General features: G+C 73.3%; 14 protein-coding genes. 7 read left to right on the top strand and 7 right to left on the bottom strand.

Annotated elements, in window-relative coordinates; translation table 11 throughout:
- Positions 1-3: 3 nt before the first annotated feature.
- The 5 genes from AB0J71_RS39965 to AB0J71_RS39945 all read left to right on the top strand — a co-directional run bounded on the left by AB0J71_RS39965 (position 4) and on the right by AB0J71_RS39945 (position 4,876).
- The gene (locus AB0J71_RS39965; RefSeq protein ID WP_364419304.1) at positions 4-891 is read left to right on the top strand and encodes an alpha/beta fold hydrolase; all 888 of its coding nucleotides are present in this window, start codon (positions 4-6) and stop codon (positions 889-891) included.
- Positions 892-1,043: 152 nt separating this feature from the next.
- The gene (locus AB0J71_RS39960; protein WP_364419302.1) at positions 1,044-1,448 is read left to right on the top strand and encodes a YbaB/EbfC family nucleoid-associated protein; all 405 of its coding nucleotides are present in this window, start codon (positions 1,044-1,046) and stop codon (positions 1,446-1,448) included.
- Positions 1,441-1,890 carry a hypothetical protein gene (locus AB0J71_RS39955; protein WP_364419300.1) on the top strand — a complete coding sequence of 150 codons (450 nt, stop codon included), beginning with the start codon at positions 1,441-1,443 and terminating at the stop codon, positions 1,888-1,890. The genes AB0J71_RS39960 and AB0J71_RS39955 overlap by 8 nt, the downstream gene beginning before the upstream one ends.
- A gap of 69 nt (positions 1,891-1,959) precedes the next feature.
- Complete coding sequence (locus AB0J71_RS39950; protein WP_364419297.1) at positions 1,960-4,488, top strand: ADP-ribosyltransferase; 2,529 nt, start codon at positions 1,960-1,962, stop codon at positions 4,486-4,488.
- 16 nt (positions 4,489-4,504) lie between these two features.
- Positions 4,505-4,876: a hypothetical protein gene (locus AB0J71_RS39945; protein WP_364419295.1), complete on the top strand. Its 372-nt coding sequence runs from the start codon at positions 4,505-4,507 to the stop codon at positions 4,874-4,876.
- A 34-nt stretch (positions 4,877-4,910) separates the two neighbouring features.
- Here the strand turns inward: AB0J71_RS39945 and AB0J71_RS39940 are convergent, their stop codons facing one another.
- The 5 genes from AB0J71_RS39940 to AB0J71_RS39920 all read right to left on the bottom strand — a co-directional run bounded on the left by AB0J71_RS39940 (position 4,911) and on the right by AB0J71_RS39920 (position 11,638).
- Positions 4,911-6,092 carry an amidohydrolase gene (locus tag AB0J71_RS39940; protein ID WP_364419293.1) on the bottom strand — a complete coding sequence of 394 codons (1,182 nt, stop codon included), beginning with the start codon at positions 6,090-6,092 and terminating at the stop codon, positions 4,911-4,913.
- A gap of 55 nt (positions 6,093-6,147) precedes the next feature.
- Positions 6,148-7,959 (bottom strand): S9 family peptidase, encoded by a 1,812-nt coding sequence (locus AB0J71_RS39935; RefSeq protein WP_364419291.1) that lies wholly within the window; start codon positions 7,957-7,959, stop codon positions 6,148-6,150.
- Positions 7,959-9,746, bottom strand: a complete 1,788-nt coding sequence (locus AB0J71_RS39930; RefSeq protein ID WP_364419289.1) for an N-acetylglutaminylglutamine amidotransferase — start codon at positions 9,744-9,746, stop codon at positions 7,959-7,961. Before AB0J71_RS39930 ends, AB0J71_RS39935 begins: the two co-directional genes overlap by 1 nt.
- Before the next feature lie 31 nt (positions 9,747-9,777).
- On the bottom strand, positions 9,778-10,944 hold the full coding sequence (locus tag AB0J71_RS39925; RefSeq protein WP_364419287.1) for a glutamate--cysteine ligase: 1,167 nt from the start codon (positions 10,942-10,944) through the stop codon (positions 9,778-9,780).
- 103 nt (positions 10,945-11,047) lie between these two features.
- The gene (locus AB0J71_RS39920) at positions 11,048-11,638 is read right to left on the bottom strand and encodes an XRE family transcriptional regulator (RefSeq protein WP_364419285.1); all 591 of its coding nucleotides are present in this window, start codon (positions 11,636-11,638) and stop codon (positions 11,048-11,050) included.
- 126 nt (positions 11,639-11,764) lie between these two features.
- Between AB0J71_RS39920 and AB0J71_RS39915 the strand changes: the two genes are divergently transcribed.
- Positions 11,765-12,796: an alpha/beta hydrolase gene (locus AB0J71_RS39915; RefSeq protein ID WP_364419283.1), complete on the top strand. Its 1,032-nt coding sequence runs from the start codon at positions 11,765-11,767 to the stop codon at positions 12,794-12,796.
- On the opposite strand, the gene AB0J71_RS39910 is transcribed toward AB0J71_RS39915, so the two are convergent.
- A complete protein-coding gene (locus AB0J71_RS39910) occupies positions 12,680-13,579 on the bottom strand; it encodes a MerR family transcriptional regulator (RefSeq protein WP_352330814.1) in 900 nt (299 codons plus the stop codon). The two genes, AB0J71_RS39915 and AB0J71_RS39910, sit on opposite strands and share 117 nt — an antisense overlap.
- A gap of 22 nt (positions 13,580-13,601) precedes the next feature.
- Positions 13,602-14,411 carry an alpha/beta fold hydrolase gene (locus AB0J71_RS39905; RefSeq protein WP_364419281.1) on the bottom strand — a complete coding sequence of 270 codons (810 nt, stop codon included), beginning with the start codon at positions 14,409-14,411 and terminating at the stop codon, positions 13,602-13,604.
- Between the two features lie 199 nt (positions 14,412-14,610).
- On the opposite strand from AB0J71_RS39905, the gene AB0J71_RS39900 reads away from it, so the two are divergent.
- Positions 14,611-14,928 (top strand): hypothetical protein, encoded by a 318-nt coding sequence (locus AB0J71_RS39900; RefSeq protein WP_352330818.1) that lies wholly within the window; start codon positions 14,611-14,613, stop codon positions 14,926-14,928.
- Positions 14,929-15,779: the final 851 nt, after the last annotated feature.

Here is a 15,779-nt window from a genome sequence, read left to right as displayed (position 1 = left end):
GGCATGCAAAACGTGAACATCTGGAGTGAAGAGTTCGGCGCCGCCACCGACGAGCCGATCCTGCTGATCATGGGTTCGATGTCGCAGGGCGTCCTGTGGCCGGACGAGTTCGTCGGGCTGCTGACCGCGGGCGGCCGCCGGGTGATCCGGTACGACCATCGTGACACCGGCATGTCGGACACGGTCGACTTCGCGGCCCACCCGTACACGTGGGACGACATCAAGGACGACGTCTACCGGGTGATGGACGCGCACGGCATGGACAGCGCGCATCTGGTCGGTCACTCGGCGGGCGGGCTGCTGGCGCAGTACGTCGCGGTGGAGCGGCCGGAGCGGGTGCGGTCGCTGACGGTCATCGGCTCCTCGCCGCTGGGCGGTTGCGAGGGTCAGGTCATCATGCGGGCGCTGCTGGGGCAGCCGCAGCCGGAAGGCAGCCTGCCGGCGCCGACGCCGGAGTTCGTGGCCTTCTACCAGGCCCTGATCGCCTCGCCGCCGCCGCAGGACCGGCGGGCGGCGATCGAGGGCATGATCGCCGAGCAGCGCCTGCTGCACGGGACCGGGCTGCCGTTCGACGAGGACGCGGCGCGCCGGTTGCAGGAGCGCATCTACGACCGGGCGCGCGACCTGTCGGCGACGGTCAACCATCGGCTGGCGGCGGGCGCCAACCCCGACTTCGAGCCGGTGGGCGTGCTGCACCAGGTCAAGGCGCCGACGCTGGTGATCGAGGGCACGCACGAGCCGGCCAAGCCGGGTCATGGCGCGCTCATCGCCGAGCAGGTGCCGGGGGCGCGGTTGATGATGATGGAGGGCCTGGGGCACACGCTGCCGCCGCAGGTGCACGAGGATCTGGCCGCCGCCGTCCTCGCGCACACGGCCCCTCGCGATCAGTGACTCCGGGGTCCCGCCGGGTCGGCTCGCCGGCCCGGCGGACGGGTTTCGGATGGCCTGAACTGCTCGTTTTCCGTCCGTAAAGAGATTTAGTACGGTAGGCGTCCACGTTACAGCTGCGGCAGAAGTCGCCCCTGGTACGAGAGGTACGCCGTTTGAGCGACGAGTTCGGGCTGACGGTCGAAGCGTTGGCCAAGGAGTACAACCGGCAGGCCCGCGAGCTGCGGACCGCGTACGGCAAGCTGTCGGAGCTGGCGGCGACCGCGGAGAGCCGCGACGGCCTGGTGAGCGTCACGGTGGGGCCGCGCGGTCAGGTGCAGGACATCACGCTGGACCCCCGGGTGTACCGCAAGCTCGCGCCCTCGCAGCTGGCCCGCTCGATCATGGAGCAGATCGGCGCCGCCACCGCGCAGGTGGCCGACCGGACGAAGGAGCTGATGACGCCGTTCATGCCGAAGGGGCTGCCTCTGGAGGAGGTGCTGGGCGAGGGGGCGGGCATCGAGTCGTTCCTTCCGCAGCCCGTGCGGCTTCCGCCGGCGGACGGCGAGAGGCATGAGTGACACCCGCGGCCAGGGATACCAGGCCGTCTTCAGCGGTCTTCGGCAGCGTTCCGCGCAGGCCGGCTCCAGCGTCAACGCCCTGTGGGACATCCGCGACGTGTTGAGCGCCGCCTTGTACCGCGAGGGCAACCCGCTGGGCGACGACCAGTACGGCGTGGAGCTGGAGAAGAACCGGTACAAGATCGAGGACCGCATCTTCGCCGCCTTCGACGGCTACATCAGCGGGCTGGAGGCCGTGCAGGACGGGCTCTGGGGCAACGCGCGGAACTACGAGGACGCCGAGGGCTACGGCGACCCCGGCGGCGAGGACCCGGGCTACCCCTCCCCCGGCGACCAGGGCCTGCCGGATCCGTCCCTCGACGACTGGCTCCCGCCCCCCGCGGACGCGTCACCGGAGGGCATGCCTCCCCAGGGCGACGGCCCGTTGTTGCCGGGGATGTGAGCTTCCTTGGGATTCGACGGTTTTCTCGTCCCTGACTGGGCGAAGCCCTACATCGGCTACGCCGTCGGCATGGACTGGCCCGAAGGTGACGAGGACGGCTGTTTCCGGATCGCCGACGCGTGCGCGGCCGCCGCGCGGGACGTCCTGGAGGAGCGGGGCGTGGCGGTCTACAGCCGGCTGGGCGACGACTGGGACGGCGACGCGCTGCGGGAGTTCGTCAAGTACGTCCAAGAGGGGCCCGATCAGCTGCTGGCCGAGCTCATCAAGGAGCTGGTCTCGGCCGCGCTCCACTACAACGATCTCGGCGTCCAGGTGCAGTACACCAAACGGATGATCGAGGTCTCGGTCTGGTTCCTGATCCTGCAGCTCATCTGGCTGCTGGCGGCGGCGGCAGGCCCCTGGGGACCGGCCGCCGTGGCCGTGGCCGGCTCCCGGATCCAGCTGACCCGGCTGGCCATCGCCCAGCTCGGCAGGCGGCTGCTGATCAACATCGGGCTGTTCGGCGGCCTGATGGGCGGCATGGACCTCGGGGTGCAGGCCACGCAGTCCCGGCGCGATCACATCGACTGGGACCAGGTCATGACGTCGGCCGGCACGGGCGCCCTCCTGGGCGCCTTCCTGACGGGCTTCACCGGGATCCTGCCCGCCCGGTCGATGGTCGGGCTGATGGGCCGTTCGGGCCTGGCCAGCATGGCCACGGACCTGACCACGCAGCTCGCGAGCGGGCAGCCGCTCGACCCCGACAGGCTGATCAAGAGCTTCACCTCCGGCGTGGTGGGCGGCGCGGACGCGCACTGGGCCAGCTGGAGCCCGGGAGCGCACGTCAAGCCCGACGCGGGCCCGCCGGCGAGCTCCACGGGGGGCTCCGGCCCGAAGTCCGGCCCGCACTCCGGCTCGGCCGCCACGCTTCCTTCCGACTGGACGAGCGGCGGCCTGCACCAGTCCTACGCCTACGATTCGCCGCCGTTGTCCTACTCGTCGTCGTCCTCGCATTCGTCGTCGTACTCCTCGTCGCACTCGTCCTCTTCGTACAACTCCTCGCACGCCTCCTCGGCCCTGGACGACGTCTCCTCGTCGTCGTACTACGGGGACGGGCACTTCCCCGACACCACCGCGCTGGCCGGCGCGGGCGCCAAGCAGGACGTGTCGTTCGGGAGCGGGCACAACTTCGACGCCCTCCTCAACGACGTGCGGGCCGGGGACGGGCCGGCCGCCTCCCACGCGGGCGAGGGCGTCCTGCCCGGCACCGCCAAGCCGCAGGGGCCGTTCCGGATCCTGGAGAACCCCGGCAAGTCGGGCGACGGTTACGTGAGCGGTGGCCAGTGGGGCAAGTACGGCGCGGCGGGCGTGCTGATCCGGGGCATCGACCAGCACGGCGAGCCGCGCTACCTGCTCATGCAGCAGAGCCAGTACGTCTCCAACGCCGGCAAGTGGCAGCTGCCCGGCGGCGCGCTCGACAGCCTGGAGAGCCCCGTGCACGGCGCGGCCCGGGAGATCAGCGAGGAACTGGGCGTCAACCAGAACTACCTGAACCAGCTGCAGCTCAAGGGCGAGCACGCCGTGCACGTCGGGGACGGCGGCTGGACGTACACCAACCTGGCCGCCGAGGGGCCGATGTTCGCGCCGAAGCTAGACGCGTTCGAGGCCAGCGGCGCCAAGTGGTTCACGCTGAAAGAGCTCACCTCGATGGCCAACGACGGCCAGCTGCACCCCGCCCTGGCCAAGGCCCTGCCGGACATCCTGGGCCTCTACCACCAGGACGCCGGCCCGGCCGCCGCCCCGCCGAAGGACCACTACACCGCGCCGGACACGGCCGGCCGGATCAAGCCCCCGGTGGACTTCGGCGCGCACTCCGGCGACCTGCCCTCCTCCGCCCTGGCCCACGGCAAGGGCAGCGCGCCGCCCGCGTACTCGGGGCTGGTCGGCGACGGGTCGAACCCGTCGCTGGCGCAGACGATCCGGCGTACCGAGTCGGGGCTGTACTACACCGCGGCCGCGCCGCACGTCCCCTTGGACGCGCCCTTCGGCTCCCGTCTGGTCTCGCCCACGTTCGGTCAGGCCGTCTGGTCGGACGTCTCGGCCGGGCTGTCCGAGACGGAGCGCGCGGCGGGCGAGTACTACTCCGGCAGCGGCTACATCGGGATGAACGATTTCCTGCGCAACGGCGACTCCGCCGTCGAGGGCCTGACGGCCAAGGAGGTCGCCAAGAACAAGGCACAGCTCATCGAGCAGATCGAGGCGCTGCAGGGGGTCATGGAACGCCGGCCGGTCCCCGAGACGATCGATGTGTTCCGGTCGCTGCGGCTGACCAAGAATCTGTTCACCGTGCCCGTCCACGAGCTGCCGGGAACCGTGCAACGCGACCCCGCCTTCTTCTCGACGAACCTCGGCGACAAGAACGTCTTCTCCGGGGACGTACGGCTGCACCTGCGCGTGCCCGAAGGCACCCCCGCCTTCTACCTGGACCTGATCAGCCACCACCGCGAGAACGAGCTGCTCCTGGGCACCGGCGTATCGTGGTTCGCCGAGGACGTGCAGTACAAGGACGGCCGGTGGCACGTCTACGGCTGGGTGCTGCCGCCGGGCGCCGACGGCTGACGGGAAGGACGAAGAGGTGTCGCTGAAGGACCAGCCCGAGTTCCGGACCGTCTACGCCCCGGACGCCTACCCCCGCACGACGGCGTCCGCCGTCCGCTACGTCCCGGTGCTCAAGGACGGCGCCGTGATCGGCTATCTGTGGGCCGCCGCCACGGACGACGCGGCCCAGTACGTGCCGCGCGAGCAGGCCGGTGACGCCGCCTTCGACGCCGCCGTGGCCTGGACCCGGCGGCTGCGCTGGGCCAAGGCCAACGGCGTCACCCCGCTGGAGGCGCTGCGGCACTGGGCGGGCGAGGCCGAGGACGCGCGTGCCGGCCAGGTCCCGGTGCGGCAGCCGTTCGAGCTGCCGTCCCTGAGCGCGCTGGAGGAGCTGGCCGCGGCCGCGTGACGTCCCGCCGCCCGGCCCGCCCGCGGGCCGGGCCTCACCGGGCGGGCGCCGCCGCGGGAGCTCCGGCGGCCAGGACGCGGCGCGCCAGCGTCACGTAGAAGTCCGTCCCCGTCCGCAGGACGGCGTCGTTGAAGTCGTACTCCCGGCTGTGCAGCGGGTCGCCGCCCCGGCCGGGTTCGGTGCCGTTGCCGAGGAGGGCGAAGCAGGCCGGTACGGCCCCGGCCAGGACGCCGAAGTCCTCGCTCGGCATGACGGGCGCGCAGTCGGGGTCGACGCCGTCCTCGCCGGCGACCGCGACGGCCGCCTCGACCGCCGCGGCGACGCAGGCGGGGTCGTTGACGGTGGGCGCGAACTCGTGGGTGTAGGTGACGGCGCACGTGGCGCCGTGGGCGGCGCTGATGCCCTCGCAGAGCCGCCGGACGCGCTCCTCCAGGAGCGTGGCGACGGCGGGGTCGAAGCTGCGCGTGTCGCCTCTGATGACGACCTCGCCGGGGATGGCGTTGCGCGCGCCGTCGGTGCTGATGTCGGTGCAGGACACCACGGCGGGCTGCGCGGGGTCGACATTGCGGGCGACGACCGTCTGCAGGGCCAGGACGATCTCCGCGCCCACCACGATGGGGTCGACGACCATGTGCGGGCGGGCGGCGTGCCCGCCGCGGCCCCGGATGCGGATCTCGAAGTTGTCCTCGCCGGCCATGATGCTCCCGGCGCGGGTCAGGAAGTGACCGGCGGGGGCGCCGGGCCAGTTGTGCAGTCCGTACATGGCCTGGACGGGGAAGCGGGCGAGCAGGCCGTCGTCGAGCATGGCCCGCGCGCCGCGGCCCGGCTCCTCGGCGGGCTGGAAGACGAACCGGACGGTTCCGTCGAAGCCGCCCTCGGCGGCCAGGACGGCGGCGGCGCCGAGCAGCATCGCCATGTGCCCGTCGTGGCCGCAGGCGTGCATGAAGCCGGGGTTGCGGGAGACGTGGGCGTGCGTGCCTGGCTCGTCGATCGGCAGGCAGTCCATGTCGGCCCGCAGCCCGACGGCCCGGCCGGTGCCGCCCCTGGTCAGGGAGGCGACGACGCCGGTGCCGCCGACGCCGGTGACGACGTCGAGGCCCGCCGCCTCCAGCGCCTCGGCCAGGTAGGCGCTCGTGGCGTGCTCGGCGAAGGCGGGCTCGGGCCGCCGGTGCAGGTCGTGCCGCCAGGCGCGCAGCCGGGAGTCGAGGTCGGTCACGAGCGGGTCCTTCCGTGCCGGTGGGGCACCATGATGGACGCGTCCGGCCGCCCGATCAATGCGGGGAGGGCCGCAGGTGCTCGTCGAGCCAGTTCAGGACCTTGGAGACGAGGCTGATGCGGTTGGCGCGGTTGCGGAACTCGTGGCCCTCGTCCTCGAAGAGCAGCAGGTCGCAGGGCACGCCGCGGGCGCGGGCCGCCCCGAACGCCTGCCGGGCCTCGTGCACCGGCACGTTGGTGTCCTGCGCCCCGTGCACGACCAGGAGCGGGGCGGCCAGCCGGTCGAAGGCGCGCAGCGGGGACAGGGCGTGCAGCAGGTCGCGGTCCGCCTCCGGGTGCCCGTACTCGGAGACCGCCGCGGCGGCGATCCACGGTTCGGTACGGGCGTAGAAGGTCTCGAAGTCGGCGATGCCGCTCATGTTCACGCCGGCGCGGAAGAGGCGGGGATGGGTGACGAGGGCGGCCAGGGTCAGGTAGCCGCCGTACGACCAGCCCATGCAGGCCAGCCTGGACGGGTCCGCCGCGCCCGTCCGCACCAGCGCGGCGGCGCAGTCGGCGACGTCCTCGACCGCGCGGAAGCGCAGCGCCAGGTCGTCGGCCCGGCGGAAGGCCCGCCCGTACCCGCCCGAACCGCGCACGTTGGGCGCCAGCACCCCGATCCCGGCGGCCAGGAGGTTCTGGTAGAGCGGGTTGAAGGTGGGGCGTTCCTGGTCCTCCGGCCCGCCGTGCAGCGACACCACGAACGGCGCGGGCCCGTGGACGTGCGCGGGACGGTAGAGCCAGGCGGCCAGCTCCAGCCCGTCGCGAGCCGGGAAGCGCAGCAGCTCGGCGCCGGTCGCGACCGGGAGCCGCCCGGCCCCGGCGGCGTACCGGTACGTCCCGGAGGTCAGGTCGCACAGCAGCACGTGCGAGGGCTCCTCGGGGCTCTCGGCGGCGAGCACCGCCGTGCGGCCGTCCCAGGCGACGCGGACCGAGGTGACCACGTCGGCGGGCGGCCGCGGCAGCGGCCGGACGTGCGCGGCGGGCAGCTCCACGACGTCCAGCGCCGAGCGGCCGTGCTCGTTCCACACCAGGACGCCGCGGCGGCCGTCGACGCTGAGCGCGAAACGGTCCAGCTCGGCGTCCGGCCGCTCGGCCAGCACGACAGGGTAGGCGTTGCGCCGCACCGCCAGCAGCGCGGCCCGGTCGCGGCCCGCGTCCGACACCAGGTAGGCGACCTCGCCGTCGGGTGACAGGACCCCCTGGTCGGTCGAGCCGGGCAGGCCGGGCAGCAGGTCGCGCTCGCCGCCCGGCGGATGGCCCGGGACGGCGTCGGCCGCGTACATCCGGCGCAGGCCGCGCGGCCCGCGCCGGAGCAGCATGCGCGCATGGTCGCGGCTGACCGCGGCCGGCCACAGCAGCTCCCCCACGGCGATGACCTGACGGGCGCCGGTGACGGCGTCGGCCAGCTCGGCCCGCGTCAGGCCGGCGGCGGAGGTCTCGGCCACCAGGACCGACTCGCCCCGGCCGGTCCAGCGAACGAGCGCGGCCGACCCGTGCGGCGGGACGGCGAGCGGCCGCAGCTCGCCGCCGTGCGGGCGCACGGTCCACACCTGCGTGTGCTCGCCGCCCCCCGGCGCCACCAGGACCGCCAGATGCTCCCCCGTGGGCCCCCAGCTCACGTCCACGACCGGGTGGTGGCCGGTGTCGACCGCCCACGCGTCGAGGTCCGCGCCGAGCGGCTGGACCCACATCCGGGGCACGCCGTCCTGGTCGCTGACGAAGGCCACGGCGCTGTTGTCGGGCGCCAGCGCGGGCCGGCGGCAGCTCCAGGCGTGCAGTGCGGCGGCCGACGGCAGGTGCGACAGGTCGCCGATGATGTCCGGCATCACATCTGGTGGGCCTGGAGCCACAGTTCGAGCAGGCCGATCTGCCAGAGCGTGTTGACGCCGGTCGTCGCCCGGTCGGACTCGGGGTCGGCCAGCAGCCGCCGCACGAACTCCGGCCGGAACAGGCCCCGCGCGCGGGCGGCATGGCTGGTGAGGGCGTCCCGGACGAGGTCGAGCAGGGCCCCTTCGACGTGCCGGACGGCGGGCACCGGGAAGTAGCCCTTCGGCCGGTCGATGATCTGCGCGGGCAGCAGCCGGCGGGCGGCGTCCTTGAGCACGCCCTTGCCGCCGTGGGCCAGTTTGAGCCCGTCGGGGCAGGCGGCGGCCAGCTCGACCAGGTCGTGGTCGAGGAACGGCGTGCGGGCCTCCAGTCCGTGGGCCATGGTCATGTTGTCGACGCGTTTGACCGGGTCGTCGATCAGCATGGCCGTGGTCTCCAGGCGCAGCACGGCGTCGAGCGCGGTGTCGGCTCCCGGCCGCGCCACGTGCTGCCGGACGAAGTCGCCGCTGACGTCCCGCTCCAGCAGGTGACCGGGGGCCAGGACGCCGGACAGCTCCTGGTGCGGGCGGTCGGCGAACTCCCTGCAGTAGACCTCGGCCGCCTGCTCGCGCGGCACGCCCGCCAGCGGCGGGAACCAGCTGTAACCGGCGAACACCTCGTCGGCGCCCTGGCCCGACTGCACGACCTTGACGTGCCGGGCGACCTCCTGCGACAGCAGGTAGAAGGCGACGCAGTCGTGGCTCGCCATCGGCTCGCTCATGGCGCCCACGGCCCGTTCCAGCCCGTCCAGCAGGCGGTCGTCGGGGATCCTGATGCGGTGGTGGTCGGTGCCGAACCGGTCGGCGACCAGGTCGGAGTAGGCGAACTCGTCCCCCTTCTCGCCGCCGGCCGGCTCGAAGCCGATGCTGAACGTGGTCAGGCCGCTCTGCCCCTCCTCGGCCAGCAGCGCCACGATGAGGCTGGAGTCCAGGCCGCCGGAGAGCAGCACGCCGACCGGCACGTCGGCGACCATCCGGCGGCGCACCGCCGTGCGCAGGGCGTCCAGGGTGGCCCGGCGCCAGTCCTCCTCGCTCAGCCCCGCGTGCTCGGGCAGGGCGGAGCGGGTGTAGGACGGGTCCCAGTAGCGGTGGTCGGTGTGCGTACCGTCCGGCTCGACGACCCGGACGGTGGCCGCCGGCAGCTTGCGCACGCCCGCCAGGATCGTGCGCTCGCCGGGCACGAGCGAGTGGAAGGTCATGTAGTGGTGCAGCGCCACCCGGTCGATGCCGGTGTCCAGGCCGCCGCCCGCGACCAGCGCGGGCAGGGTCGAGGCGAAGCGCAGGCGGCGGGCGTCGTGGCTGAGGTACATCGGCTTGATGCCGAGCCGGTCGCGGCCGAGCACGAGCCGGCCGCTGTCCCGCTCGTGGATCGCGAAGGCGAACATGCCCTTGAAGTGGCCGACGCAGTCGGCGCCCCACCGGTGGTACGCCTTGAGCAGCACCTCGGTGTCGGAGGTGGAGTAGAACCGGTAGCCCGCGCCGCGCAGCTCCTCGCGCAGCTCGCGATAGTTGTACAGGCAGCCGTTGAACACCACCGCCAGGCCGAGCCCGGCGTCCACCATCGGCTGGGCCGCCTTCTCCGACAGGTCGATGATCTTGAGTCGCCGGTGACCCATCGCGACGGCCCCCTGCGCCCACAGGCCGGAGCCGTCCGGCCCGCGGTCGTGCATCGCGTCGGTCATCCGGCCCACCGCGCCGATGTCGGCCTCCGCGCCGTCGAACCGCAACTCGCCGCTCAGCCCGCACATGCCACCACCTCCGTCCCGCAGCCGCCGGCCATCAGGCCGCCGGCCGGTACGAAGGGAGGTCGTGGTCCCCCGTCGGCCGGTCCCACTCGCACGTGCGGGTCTCGCTGAGCACCAGGTCGGCCACGTCCGCCAGGCTGCCGCGCTCGGCGTACGCCGCCCGCTGGCGGGCCGCCGACGTGCCCGTCCGCAGAACCTGCCGGGTCAGCCTGGTCACCAGCTCCCAGTCGCCGGCCGCCTCAAGTTGCGGGCGCAGGCCCGTCACCAAGTTCTCGACCACCTCCTTGGCCGGGCGCGGCACGCCCTCCACCGGATCGACCAGGTCGCCCTCCAGCCCCCACCGGGCCGCCTGCCAGGTCGCCGCGCGCGCGGCCTCCACCTGCACGTCCGGCCCCGGGCCGCGGCGCGCCGCCGCCACCTCCCTGGCCACCAGCGCCCGGAACAGCCCGGCGATCAGCACGACGTCCTCCACCCGGGGGCAGGCGTCGCAGATGCGCAGCTCCACCGTCGGCACATGTTGCGAGGGCCGGACGTCGAAATAGAGCATCCCCGCGTCGCTGATCACCCCGGACCTGATCAATCCCTGCACCATCTCCTGGTACTCGGCCGCCGAGCCGAACTTGCCGATCGGGCCCGTGGTCGGCCACCGCTGCCACACCAGCGTGCGATAGCTGGCGTAGCCGGTGTCGGCGCCGTCCCAGAACGGCGAGCTGGCGCTGAGTGCCAGCAGCGGCGCCAGCCAGGGCGTCAGCCGGTGCGCCACCGCGACCGCCAGGTCGGGGTCGGGCACCTCCGCGTGCACGTGCGTGCCGCAGATGAGCTGCTCGCGGGTCAGCACCTGGAAGTCGCTGAGCATCTTCTCGTATCGCTGGTCGGGGAAGACCTTCACCTCGTCGAGGTCGGCCAGCTGCGGCGTGCCGACCGCCGCGATCCCCAGGCCCAGCTCGTCGGCGGCGGCGATCAGCTTGCGCCGCAGGCGGCACACGTCGCGGGCCAGGTCGTCCAGGGCCAGGAACGGCGCGCTGTTGGCCTCGACCATCGACCGCTGCAGCTCGTGCGTGAAGCTCTCCTCTGGCAGCGCGCTCAGCAGCGCCCCCGCCCGCGCGGTCACCCGGCGTGTGGTCGCGTCGACGATGTGGTACTCCTCCTCCACACCGACCCGGATCGCTCCCCCGGACCCCTCCACGGTCACCACTCCCATCACTAGGCACTCGAAGCCACCCCCTTCTCCCCCGAAAACGGGCTTCAGCACCTCTTGACCTCCACAAATGAAGGTCAGGCCGCAAAAACGGCCCGTCGGATGCTCAGTGAGAGTGCCGGTGGGGGTCGGCGTGGATGTGGGTGCGCATGCCCTGGGGGTCGAACAGGATGAGCAGCTCGACCGTGCCGCCGTCGGCGCTGCCCAGCCAGTGGGGCATGGACGTGTCGAACTCGGCCGCCTCGCCGACCGGCAGGGTCAGGTCGCGGTCGCCGAGGATGAGCCGCAGGCGCCCTGTGAGGACGTAGAGCCATTCGAAGCCGTCGTGGGTCTGCGGGGCCGGTTCGAGCGGTTCCGGCCGCGCGGGAATGATCATCTTGAACGCGTGGACCCCGCCCGGCCGCCGGGACAGCGGCACGAACGTCATCCCGAACCGGTTGATCGGCTTGAGGTGGATCCGGGGGTCGCCGGTGCGCGGGGCGCCGACCAGGTCGTCGAGCGGGACGTCGTAGACGCGGGACAGCGGCAGCAGCAGCTCCAGCGTGGCCCGGCGCTGCCCGCTCTCCAGCCGCGACAGCGTGCTCTCCGAGACGCCGGTCGTGGTGGCGAGCTCGGCGAGGGTGATGCCGCGGTGACGACGCAGGGCTCGAAGACGCGGCCCGACCGCGCTCAGCACCTCGTCCATGTCGTCGTCCACGCGCGCCATCTTGCCATAACCGCAACTTTTCGTGCCAGAACGGCGGGCTGGTGATCGGATCGAACCCGCACTGCTCGACGGCGGCACCGGCCGTCGCCCCCACCCCTCTTCTCAGGACAGGACCGCATGACCACCGCTCCACGGCCGTCGCCGGGCCGCCTCGCCCGATCCGCGCGCACGGCGGCGACCCTCGCGCTCGCCCTCCTGCTCGCGCTCGGCGCCACGGCCTGTTCGACGCCGGCCGCCGCTCCCCCGCCCGCCTCCCACACCACCGCCACCCGGGACGACCCGCGCTTCGGCAGGACGTTCCGGCACGAGTTCGCCGACGTGGACGGCGTGCGCATGCACTACGTGAAGGGCGGGACCGGCACGCCGGTGGTGCTGATCCACGGCTGGCCCCAGACCTGGTACGGCTGGTGGCCGATCATGCCGGACCTGGCCCGGCACCACACCGTCTACGCCGTGGACCTGCCGGGGCTGGGCGACAGCGAAGGCTCGCCCACCGGCTACGACAAGGCCACGCTGGCGGGGTACGTGCACAAGCTGATCGCCGGACGGCTCGGCGTCCGGGACGCCGCCGTCGTCGGGCACGACTTCGGCGCCGCGGTGGCGTTCCAGTACGCGAACCGGTTCCCCGCCGACACCGCCCGCCTGGGCTACCTGGACCTGCCGCTGCCCGGCCCGGCGGTCGACGCGGCCACGTACCGGTCGCTGAGCTGGCACATCGCCTTCCACTCCCAGCGCCGGGTGCCCGAGGCGGTGGTGGGCGACGACGTCCGCGAGTACCTGGCGCTGTTCTACCCCCAGGTCTCCTACGGCGGGCCGGCGTTCGGCGGCACCTCGGAGCGGTCCCCGTTCACCGACGCCGAGATCACCGAGTACGCCCGGACCTACCGCCGTCCGCAGGCCCTGTCGGGCGGCTTCGAGCTCTACCGCGCCCTGGACCAGGACGTGCGCGACACGACGGCGGCGGCGCCGGTCCGCGTCCCGGCGCTGCTCATGACCGCCCAGGGGCAGCTCGACGCGATCCGGGCCACGGTGTCACCGCGCCTGACCAGGATCGTGCGCGCGGTGGACGTCCCGCGCGCCGGGCACTGGCTCGTCGAGGAGAACCCCGGGTTCGTCACCGCGGAGCTGGAGCGGTTCCTCGACGGCTGACCCGGCCCAGGACGGCGGGTCCACGCGCTCCAGCTTGCTCCAGCCGCTCCAGCCCCGCCGGCGCAGCAGCTCGATCAGCCGGCGGGCGGGCGGGACGGCGTCGAAGGCCAGGGCGTCCATCAACCGGACGAACTGCGGCTCCACATCGAGGTCGTCGACGTAGCCCGCGGCCCGCTCACCGGTCAGCCGGGTCAGGCAGGCGGCCAGCTCACCGGCCAGCTCCGCCAGCCGGGGGTCGTCGGCGGACCGCGTGAGGGCCTGGCCCAGGATGCGGAAGAAGCCGACGAAGTCCGGGTCGTCGAGCTGCGCCCGCTTGCGGGCCATCCACTCCGGCACGCGTCCGGGCGAGTGGGCGGCCAGCAGGATCCAGCCGTCGCGTTCGGCCTGGACGATCCGCTCGTCCACGCCGAGTGCCCGCAGCCGGTCGAGGTAGCCGACCACCTCCGGCGGCAGCGCCAGGCCGTCCCCGGCGGCCAGCCGGGCGATCCGCTCCCGGTGGCGCTGCCGCCGCCGGATCTCCTCGCGCAGCCGCCGGTCGACGTCGGCGAGCGCGGCGGCGAACTCCTCCGCGCCGGCCCGCAGCAGCTCCCGCACCCGCGCGAGCGGCACCCCGGCCTCGGCGAGGGTCCGGATCCTGATCAGCTCGACCGCTGCGGCGGCGTCGTACCTGCGGTAGCCGTGGCGGTCGCGCTCGGGCTCGGGCAGCAGGCCCTTGGCGTGGTAGTGCCGCACCGCCCGCACGGTCACCCCCGCGTACGAGGCCAGTTCGCCGATGGTCAGCATGGGGCCACCCTTCCAGAGGTCGTCAAGAAGCCGCCTTCCGGATGATCCGGGCGATCTCGGCGGCGTGCGTGAAGACCAGCCCGTGGTCGGCGTCGAGCCACGTCGTGGCGATGCGCGGCTGTCGCCGGACGAGCCGGTCGATCCCGGCCCGCCAGTTCCGGTTGAACCGCTCGGCGGGCCCGCCGCCCGATCCCGCCATCGAGGTCGACATGATCATGCTGATCGGCCGGTCGATCAGCGGGTATCGGGACAGGATCCCGGAGCGGACCACGTCGATCTCGACGTTCAGGTCGAGGATCTGCCGGGCGGTGAGCAGCACCTGGCGCGGGGTGCCGCGCCGGCTCCGCTGCTGCGCGGCCAGCTCCTCCCACATCGCGCGGAACTGCGGCAGGACGTCCTCGGTGAGGAACGGCTCGGGCACCGGGTTCCCCCCGTCGATCAGGACGAGCCCGGCGACGCTGCCGGGATGACGGGCGGCGTGGTGCACGGCCAGGTCGGCCCCCAGCGAGTAGCCGACGAGCACGGGGGCCTCGCCGAGACCGAGGCGGCCCACCCGGTCCATCACGGCGTCCAGGTCGCCTAGGAACGCCTCGAACGAGTACCGGTCGGCGGCCGGGGTGCGGCCGTGGCCGCGCAGGTCGAAGGTCACCACGTCGTGGTCGCGCCGCAGCAGCTCGATCAGCTCGCCGAGGTCGGCCTGGGTCGCGTTCAGCCCGGGGCACAGCACCAGCGGGCGGCCCCGTCCGCCGCGGGACAGCGGGATGGCGAGGCCGTCGTGGTGGGCCGTCAGGTCACCGGACGGCGGGCGGTTCGTACTGGTCGTAGCGGTCATGCCACCATGCTTCGGCATTGACCCTGCGTCAGGGGAAGAGCGCCGGACGCGGCCCGGGGACGTGCGTTCTCCCGGTTCGGCATGATCCTGCTAGCCTGATCGCCGTTTCTGCCGGAGGGCGGGAGCCGAGACGATCGCGTGCCCCGGCGGCCCCGAGCCGCTCGGCCCGCGCCGCCACGACGTCTGGGGCCGAGTGACGATGAGCGCGGAAGAGGATTTCCTGCAGGTCGGCGCCGAGCTGGCCGACCTGGGGGTGCGGATCTCCAGGATGATGGGCCGCCCGGCGCTCAAGGATCAGGCGGGCAAGGTGTTCGCCAGCCTGCAGCGTGACGGCGCGATGGTGTTCCGGCTGGTCAGGGACACCCCTGAGCACGCGGCCGCGCTGGAGCTGGCCGGGGCGCGCCTGTTCGATCCCTCGGGCGAGGGCAGGGTGGTCAAGGACTGGGTGGTCGTCCCGCACTCCTCGGCCGGGCAGTGGACGGATCTGGCCGAGGCCGCCCTCAGCCGCCCCCGCTGACCGCCGGGCGGGGGCCGGCTGCCCCCTACGACGGCCGCCGTGAACCGCGCGACGGAAGTGATCACGATCAACGGGATCACCGAGTCCGGTCGTCCCGCTCGACGTCGGCCCTGGCAGCGCAGGACGGTCACGCCGTCGAAGGCGAGCACCACGACGCCGATCCCGGAGAGGAACCCGGCAGCGCTCCCGGCGACCGCGACGGTCGTACCGGTGATCGGCGTCAGGAACCGGGCGCCCCTACCGCGCGGCAAGGTGGCTCCGCCGGCAGGACGGCGGTCAGCGTCGCCGGGTGGGCGCCGCGGCGGAACGGCGAGAGGCCCTCGACAGCCTCATAGAGGGTCACGCCGAGGGAGAACAGGTCACTGGCCGGGAGCCCGAGGGTTCCGCGCAGCCGTTCGGCGGCCATGTACTCGGGTGAGCCGCCGCCCCCCGCGTATCGAGGCGCTCCTTCAGGAACCGGCCGCCGGCCAGCGCCATCACGATCCAGGGCAGGCCGCCGGGGACGACGTCGTGGACCGCGACGACGTTCTCATGCGCCCGCAGCCGGACGGCGTTGCGCGCCTCGCGTGGTCGCGCTCCAGCCGCCGGTCCTGCTCGGCCTGCGGCAGACCGACCGGCAGCCGCAGTTCCTAGCTCGCCACATCGACGTCCAGCAGCTGCTCGTGAGCGCGCCCGCCCTGCCCGAACCCGCCGTCGCCCAGTCCGGCGTCCTGTGGCGCGCGACGCTTCCCGTATGCTGTACGGTACGTTGTACGCCTTGAGGAGGAGCAGCATGTACCAGCCGAGCGCCGAGGAACTGAAGAACATCGACGATTGGTTCGCCGCCTACGACGCGCTGGCCGAGGAGGGCG

The organism is Nonomuraea sp. NPDC049637 (genome assembly GCF_040675235.1).
In the GTDB taxonomy this organism is placed as follows: Bacteria; Actinomycetota; Actinomycetes; order Streptosporangiales; family Streptosporangiaceae; genus Nonomuraea.
The sequence above is the reverse complement of the archived record's forward strand: the minus strand, read 5'-3'. Positions and strand labels throughout refer to the sequence as shown.

Bases quoted from the DNA above. Each gene is read 5' to 3' on its own strand.
- AB0J71_RS39910 (WP_352330814.1), bottom strand. From the start codon at position 13,579: ATGCTGACCATCGGCGAACTGGCCTCGTACGCGGGGGTGACCGTGCGG.
- AB0J71_RS39900 (WP_352330818.1), top strand. From the start codon at position 14,611: ATGAGCGCGGAAGAGGATTTCCTGCAGGTCGGCGCCGAGCTGGCCGAC.
- AB0J71_RS39955 (WP_364419300.1), top strand. From the start codon at position 1,441: ATGAGTGACACCCGCGGCCAGGGATACCAGGCCGTCTTCAGCGGTCTT.
- AB0J71_RS39915 (WP_364419283.1), top strand. From the start codon at position 11,765: ATGACCACCGCTCCACGGCCGTCGCCGGGCCGCCTCGCCCGATCCGCG.
- AB0J71_RS39930 (WP_364419289.1), bottom strand. From the start codon at position 9,746: ATGTGCGGGCTGAGCGGCGAGTTGCGGTTCGACGGCGCGGAGGCCGAC.
- AB0J71_RS39950 (WP_364419297.1), top strand. From the start codon at position 1,960: ATGGACTGGCCCGAAGGTGACGAGGACGGCTGTTTCCGGATCGCCGAC.
- AB0J71_RS39935 (WP_364419291.1), bottom strand. From the start codon at position 7,959: ATGCCGGACATCATCGGCGACCTGTCGCACCTGCCGTCGGCCGCCGCA.
- AB0J71_RS39965 (WP_364419304.1), top strand. From the start codon at position 4: ATGCAAAACGTGAACATCTGGAGTGAAGAGTTCGGCGCCGCCACCGAC.
- AB0J71_RS39905 (WP_364419281.1), bottom strand. From the start codon at position 14,411: ATGACCGCTACGACCAGTACGAACCGCCCGCCGTCCGGTGACCTGACG.
- AB0J71_RS39925 (WP_364419287.1), bottom strand. From the start codon at position 10,944: ATGGGAGTGGTGACCGTGGAGGGGTCCGGGGGAGCGATCCGGGTCGGT.